4 protein-coding genes and 2 pseudogenes are annotated in these 5,195 nt (G+C 36.0%); all 6 read right to left on the bottom strand.

The features are described 5' to 3' along the window. Positions 1 to 103: 103 nt before the first annotated feature. Positions 104 to 1,341 (bottom strand): annotated as a pseudogene (locus tag Q0Y61_RS09435) (multidrug effflux MFS transporter). Positions 1,342 to 1,425: 84 nt separating this feature from the next. Further along, a complete protein-coding gene (gene fliR, locus Q0Y61_RS09430; protein ID WP_297814421.1) occupies positions 1,426 to 2,208 on the bottom strand; it encodes a flagellar biosynthetic protein FliR in 783 nt (260 codons plus the stop codon). A 47-nt stretch (positions 2,209 to 2,255) separates the two neighbouring features. Then, positions 2,256 to 2,900 carry an ABC transporter ATP-binding protein gene (locus tag Q0Y61_RS09425; RefSeq protein ID WP_297814419.1) on the bottom strand — a complete coding sequence of 215 codons (645 nt, stop codon included), beginning with the start codon at positions 2,898 to 2,900 and terminating at the stop codon, positions 2,256 to 2,258. A 13-nt stretch (positions 2,901 to 2,913) separates the two neighbouring features. After that, positions 2,914 to 3,981, bottom strand: a complete 1,068-nt coding sequence (gene tsf / locus Q0Y61_RS09420; protein ID WP_297814417.1) for a translation elongation factor Ts — start codon at positions 3,979 to 3,981, stop codon at positions 2,914 to 2,916. Between the two features lie 9 nt (positions 3,982 to 3,990). Continuing rightward, positions 3,991 to 4,779, bottom strand: coding sequence for a 30S ribosomal protein S2 (gene rpsB / locus Q0Y61_RS09415; RefSeq protein ID WP_297814414.1), 789 nt, complete (start codon positions 4,777 to 4,779; stop codon positions 3,991 to 3,993). Positions 4,780 to 4,964: 185 nt separating this feature from the next. After that, positions 4,965 to 5,195, bottom strand: a pseudogene (locus Q0Y61_RS09410) (hypothetical protein); the annotation flags it as partial.

Below are 5,195 nucleotides of genomic sequence, written 5' to 3'. Positions count from 1 at the left end.
AAAGCTAGAAGAATTTGGTTTGCCACTTTCTATATTGCACCTAGAAATTCTGATTAATCCCACCATCAAACAAAAGATTAAAGATTACATTGAATCTCAAAACTTATCTTCGCAAGATAAAATTTAAAAACTTACGTTTATAGCGTCTCACTTCCCTTGCATTAAGCGAAAAATAGATTCCACAAGCCAAAAGCAAGCAACACGCAATTATAAGAGCTAAAGGAAAAGGTGTGTTTGCCTCTAAAGCCCCTACAATAAAGGAAATCGCCCCTGCAAAAACAAATTGCACCATTCCCAAAACCGCCGAAGCACTGCCAGATATTTGTTTAAAACGCGCCATTGCTAAAGTTGTCGTATTGGGCGCAATAAAGCCATTCATTCCAAGCATTAAAAACAAAAGAATCTCGAAAGGCAAGAATCCCAAATCTAGCCAACCCACTACAATCAACGCCAAAGCAATACCAAACATTATCACAAAAGCATAAGGCAACACCGCATAAGGAGAATATTTGCGCACAATTCTTGCATTAATGTTTGCAAAAATCATAAAACTAAGCGCATTCACACCAAATAAGATTCCATAGGCTTTTTCACTTAAATTAAAATATTCACGAAAAATAAACGATGAGCCGGTAATATAGGCAAAAATGGTTGCCATCACAAAACTAAAAGACTGGACATAAATGCGAAATCTACGGTCTTGCAAGATATGAAAATAATTTAGCGTAATGGCTTTAAGGTTTGGTTTCACACTTTGCGCGGATTTTTGCTCTTCAATCCCGCAGATGATAAAAATCAAAAGCAGAACTCCAAGTGCAAAAAGCGTTACAAAAATACTTTGCCACGGAAAATAATCTAGTAAAAATCCCCCAAACACAGGGGCTAACATTGGCGCTAAACTAGAGACAACCATCATCAACGCAAAAGCACTCGCAGCTTCTTTTAATTCAAAATTATCATTAATGATTGCACGTGCAATCACGACACCCGCACAACCGCCAAGTGCCTGTAAAAACGCCAAAAAATAAAGCTATGCACGGAATCAAAGCTAATACACGCAAGACTTGCGACAATAAAAAGCGTAACTCCAATATAAAGGGGCTTTTTGCGCCCATAAACATCACTCAAAGGTCCATAGATTAACTGCCCAAACGCAAAAGCAATGAAAAAAACTGCTAGAGAAAGTTGCGTATAAAAAGGCGTGGTGACAAAGCTTTTCTGCACCTCTCCTAATGCTGGTAAATACATATCCGTAGTCAAAGGAGCAAGACTAGACATAAAGGCTAAAATAAAGATTAATTTTGTTTTTGCAAAACCTTGATAAGAAACAATTTGTTGCATAAAAATCCTATCCTTTTGATACTAAAAGATTATATCACTTAAAACTTTAGAAAACTGATTTTTATTATCAAAAATTCTACGAAATTAAAAGCTCACTTGGAACAAAAGAGTTAATGCATCAAATGCACTCAAAAACTCTCGTTTAAAATGTAGCATAATTGCTGGAACAATTACAATTAGTACAGCAAAGGCGATAGAAATTTTAACCGGAAATCCAATTGCGAGCAGATTAAATTGTGGGTGGGCTTTCATAATCATACCAAAAATAATATCTGATAGTAAAATCAAAGCCATAATCGGAAAAGACATTGTAAGTCCAATGACAAAAAGATGTGTAAAAGATTTTATGATATATTCAATATAATTTTGAGAAAACATAAATCCCCCCAATGGAATCTTCTGGATACTCTCTGCTACAAAATAAAAGAATAAATGATGATAATCAAGTCCCAAAGCAATCAATAAAGCAAGCAATGTAAGTAACTGCCCCACAATTGGCTTTTGCGCACCTGTGATAGGGTCATAAGCATTTGCAATCGTTAATCCCATTGCAAAAGAAACTAACTCACCCCCAAAAGAAATCATACCAAAGACAACTTGAAGTGCCATAGAAGCAAGAAATCCGAGCATAATTTCAGAAAGTCCTGCGATAATAAAACGCACAATTGTCCAATTTGCTGGTGGCACGACATCCAAAAGAGGAATGAAAAGAATTGTAAGCCAAAAAATCAATGCGCCCTTAAGCGAAGCATTAATCATTTGGTTTTCAAAAAAAGGAAAAAACGCGATGATTCCAGCAAAACGCAAGAGTAAAAGCAAAAAATTTGCTACATTCCCTTCAGTTAAATAAGCTAGAAGTTCCATAATTCAAGACTTTTATAAAAAAGTAGAGAAAGGTAAAAAACCCATAAATTTTATTTAAGGGATTTAAGAGAAGTATGCTCCAAACGATAAGCATACAAAGCCTTATTTGCAAGAATTGGGTCGTGCGTAACAAATACCAATGAAGATTGCGTAAGTTTCACATAATCAAATAAAAGCTGTATTACACTAAAAGCCGTTTCTCTATCCAAATTACCTGTTGGCTCATCAGCGAAGATGATTTTAGGTCTTTTAGTAAGAATCCTAGCGATAGAGAGCCGTTGTTGTTGCCCTCCGCTTAATGCACCAATATTCAGTGGTAAAACTTCCAAAATTCCAAACAGACTTAAAAGTTCGTGGTCAATTTTCTGGTTGCTTAATAAAGAAGCAACTTCTAGGTTTTCTTCTGCATTAAACCCTAAAAATAAATAATGCGATTGAAAGATAATCCCGATTTCATTGCGTCTTAAAGCAAGTAATTCATTTTGTGGGAGTTGATAAATATCTTTACCCAAAAGCCTTACTATTCCATTTTGAGGCTTTAAAAAACTAGATAGAATATGCAAAAGTGTGCTTTTGCCACTTCCGCTTACTCCCATAATAGAAAGCGTTTCCCCTGCATTTAAACTAAAAGTTACATTCTCTAAAATTGGCACATCATAGCCAAAAGTGAGATTTTCAGCTACTAGCCACGACAAAGGAAGCCTTAAATTAACCTAATTGTGCCGCAACTTCATCAGCAAAACTACAAGCTTGTTTTGCAATTCCTTCACCAAGCTCAAAACGCACATAATCTACTACTTCAATCGCATCTCCCAATTCTTTAGATTTATCGGCTAATACCTGTGCAATAGTTTTTTTATCGTCCATTACGAAAAACTGCCCCAATAAAGTAAGTCTTTGGTCTAAAATAGTAGAATCTGCTTTGAATCTTTCTAATTGCCCAGGTAAAATCTTATCCCAAATCGCTTCTGGCTTACCCTGTGCTTTAAGTTCTGCCTTTAACACTTCTTCTTGTTTGCGCACAATTTCATCTGTTAGCTCTAGCTGACTAATATATTGTGGAATCTTATGTAAAGGCTTACCAAGTCTTTTTAGCTCTTCATTTTCTTTTTCAAGTTCTGCAATAATTGCTGTCTTTTCACTCTTAACAAAATCTAAATCAAAAGAATGGTAACTAATCACTTGTGGCTTCATTGCTGCTGCGTGCATACAAAGATTTTTGGTAAAATCTACTAATTTAGCTGCATTCGCTTCATTTTGGCATTTAAGAGCAATAATAACACCCACGCGACCATTAGAATGCACATAAGCATTGACAATTCCACTTCCTGTTGCCTCAACTTTTGCAATTCTTCGGACAACAATATTTTCACCAATTTTTGCAATTTGGGATTTCAAATATTCTTCAAATTTTGTCCCTTCAAAACTCAAAGTATGGAGTTGTCCTACATTAGATATATCAGAATCTTGCACGATCCCGATCGTTTTTGCGCTCAACTCTTTAAAGCCATCATTTTTAGCCACAAAATCTGTTTCAGAGTTGATTTCTGCCATACTGACCTTTTTGAAATCACTAGATACTTTAATTGTTATACTTCCTTCTGCTGCTATTCTATCCGCCTTTTTTGCTGCCTTACTAAGCCCCTTTTCTCTTAAATATTCTATGGCTTTTTCTAAATCGCCACCCACTTCTACAAGAGCTTTTTTGCAATCCATCATTCCTGCATCAGTCATATCACGAAGTTGTTTTACAAGTTGTGCACTAATTTCTGCCATAGCTTCCCCTTACTCTTCATCTTTTGCGAAATCTTCTTCGCTCATCACTTCATCAATTACTTCTTGTTTCTCTTCCTCACTAGCAGGCTCTACTACCTCTACCGCGGAAGCTTCTCCACCAGCAATAGCACGTCCTTCTGTAATCGCCTCTGTCATTTCTTTACAAAATAATTGGATAGAGCGAATCGCATCATCATTCCCAGGAATTGGATAATCCACCATATCAGGGTCGCAATTTGTATCTAATGGAGCGACAACAGGAATTCCAAGCCTTCTAGCCTCTGCCACAGCAATTTTTTCCTTTGCTGCGTCTATTACAAAAATCATATCTGGAGCTTGTTTTAAATGACGCACCCCACCCAAATAACGCGCCAATTTTTCTTTTTTGCGCTGAATCATCAATTTTTCTTTTTTTGTCAGCAAATCAATCTGCCCACTAGATTCCATTTCTTCAATAATTTCAAGTTTGCGGATAGATTTTTTAATAGTTGAGAAATTAGTCAGCATTCCGCCAAGCCAACGATAATTCACATAAGGTGCATTAATACTATCAGCATATTGTTTAAGCGTCTCACTTGCTTGTTTCTTGGTTCCTACAAACATAACAACTTTGCCCTCTGCCGCCGCATCACGCACGATATTATAAGTATAGCGAAAATAACGCAAAGTTTTTTGTAAATCAATAATATGAATATTTTTGCGCACACCAAAAATGTATTTCTTCATCTTTGGATTCCAACGTCTTGTTTGATGTCCAAAATGCACACCACATTCCAAAAGGTCTTTCATTGTTACCATAGTATCTCCTATTTGTTGTTTTGGTTTTTACCATATTTTGGCTTCCTCCACGCTCCTTAAACGCAATACGCGCAACCTAAACTAGGATTAGCGTGTGTGAAATTTGATAAATAAAAGGTTAGCATTTTATTAAAATTTTCTTTAATTTTAGCTTTTATTAAAGAGCTATTGCTTTCCTAATTATCTTAAAATTCTTTGCTTTCCATTAATTTTTGTTCTCCCATTGCTTGAGCAATCTCTTCATAACCCTTCATTGTATCTCTTTTGGCTACAAATACACTTTTAAAGCCAATATCAGTATCGCGCATTAAAATTGCCTCTGCACCATTATTTGTGCAATGCTTAGAGCGAATAAAGCCGCATTTGTATTCCAAGCAATATCTATTTTCCCTCTTTAAGCCACTGCACTTGTCGCT

Source organism: uncultured Helicobacter sp. (assembly GCF_947367035.1).
Taxonomy (GTDB): Bacteria; Campylobacterota; Campylobacteria; order Campylobacterales; family Helicobacteraceae; genus Helicobacter_D.
Note: the sequence above shows the minus strand (reverse complement) of the source record. Positions and strands in the feature narration are given on the sequence as shown.

Coding starts and splice junctions, on each gene's coding strand:
- tsf (WP_297814417.1), bottom strand. CDS start 3,981: ATGGCAGAAATTAGTGCACAACTTGTAAAACAACTTCGTGATATGACT.
- rpsB (WP_297814414.1), bottom strand. CDS start 4,779: ATGGTAACAATGAAAGACCTTTTGGAATGTGGTGTGCATTTTGGACAT.